Below are 1,368 nucleotides of genomic sequence, written 5' to 3' on the forward strand. Positions count from 1 at the left end.
GTCACCGCAGTGGCGGCGGGCGGCTACGCGCTGGTTTATGGCGGTCAGATACTGATTGCCGCCTCGGCTGAAATGGCAATGGCAGGGCGTGTTGCGCTTGAGGGCTGTAAAACCAATCCGGCGCTGTGCCTGAATAACGTAGGCATTTTTGTCGCTGATGCGGTTGCGCCAGAAGCGGCGGTTGGGACCGGTGTTTTGGCTGCGGGCACGGTAAAAGTATTAGGTAGCACCAAAGAAGGTGCCAAGGATCTGGCAGAAGGGTTGCATAATGCGGGTATGCAGGTCGCTGGGGCATTAACACCGGGTGGTGTGGCTGACATAATAGGTGTGGGTAAAACTGCGGCGGAAGCAGCGGCTGCGAAAATTGTAGTAGCGAGCACTGCTAAAAGCATGAATAATGCAGCTAATTACGCTGGCCTTAAGATGGATCTGAAAACAACTCAAGCTGCAAATGAAGTAGTGGAAAGTCTGAAAGCTACAGGTCAGTTGCCGAAAAATTATGTCACCAAGAACCAAGCGGTAGATAATGGTTGGAAACCTGGAAAGGCTCTCAATAATACTACACCTGGAGGTCAATTAGGTGGCGATATCTTTGAGAATTCAAATAATCTACTACCATCCTCTCCTGGTCGAATATGGCATGAGGCTGACATAGGATTGGATAATACGATGTCTCGTGGTAATCAACCAGGAACTCGATTACTGTATTCTAATGATGGTTTGTTATATATCACCGTTGATCATTACGAAACGGCTATTTCAATAGGTAAGTGGAAATGAGAGATCATAAAATTATTTTAGATGGGAAAGACATTTGTTCAGAGGGTGATTTTCATAAAGCATTATCTGAGCAGTTAGAATTTGGTCCTTATTATGGGAATAATCTTGATGCGTTATGGGATCGTTTAAGTAGTGATATTGAACGTCCAGTGACAATTATTTGGCTAAATTCTGAATCTTCTCATCAGTATTTGGGCGATACTTTTAAAAAAATTATTACCGTATTTAATCGGGTCAAAGAACAAGACATCACTTTTAAATTAGCTGATAAATTTGACTATCAATTAGAGTAACTGAGCTATGTAGCGGTTAATGAGACTAAAAATTTGCTTAATAAGCCTATTGTTCAAAAAATAGATGTAGGGAAAAGGCGTTGTCGATCCGATAAAAGCGCAGCTTCCTTTATTGAGTGATAATAATTGGAGTCAGGTGGCCCAGCGTGTTGCGGCACAATCCATCGTGAGCTCGACAATAGGGACGGCGATTAACGGCGGCAGTTTTACGGATAATCTGCAAACCGCGTTGTTGAGTAATATTGGTAATCAGATTAATGCGGAAGGCGCCAAACTGATTGGTGATAATGGGGAG

The 1,368-nt window shown here is 43.7% G+C and carries 1 protein-coding gene and 2 pseudogenes; all 3 read left to right on the plus strand.

What is annotated here, in order from left to right; translation table 11 throughout:
- Window positions 1-780 (plus strand): annotated as a pseudogene (locus LGZ98_RS23725) (ribonuclease domain-containing protein); the annotation flags it as partial.
- Window positions 777-1,073, plus strand: coding sequence for a barstar family protein (locus LGZ98_RS23730; protein ID WP_113041474.1), 297 nt, complete (start codon window positions 777-779; stop codon window positions 1,071-1,073). The pseudogene LGZ98_RS23725 and the gene LGZ98_RS23730, both read left to right, overlap by 4 nt.
- A gap of 85 nt (window positions 1,074-1,158) precedes the next feature.
- Window positions 1,159-1,368 (plus strand): annotated as a pseudogene (locus LGZ98_RS24405) (DUF637 domain-containing protein); the annotation flags it as partial.

The organism is Photorhabdus kayaii, assembly GCF_025384895.1.
Taxonomy (GTDB): Bacteria; Pseudomonadota; Gammaproteobacteria; order Enterobacterales; family Enterobacteriaceae; genus Photorhabdus; species Photorhabdus kayaii.

Bases quoted from the DNA above. Each gene is read 5' to 3' on its own strand.
- LGZ98_RS23730 (WP_113041474.1), top strand. From the start codon at position 777: ATGAGAGATCATAAAATTATTTTAGATGGGAAAGACATTTGTTCAGAG.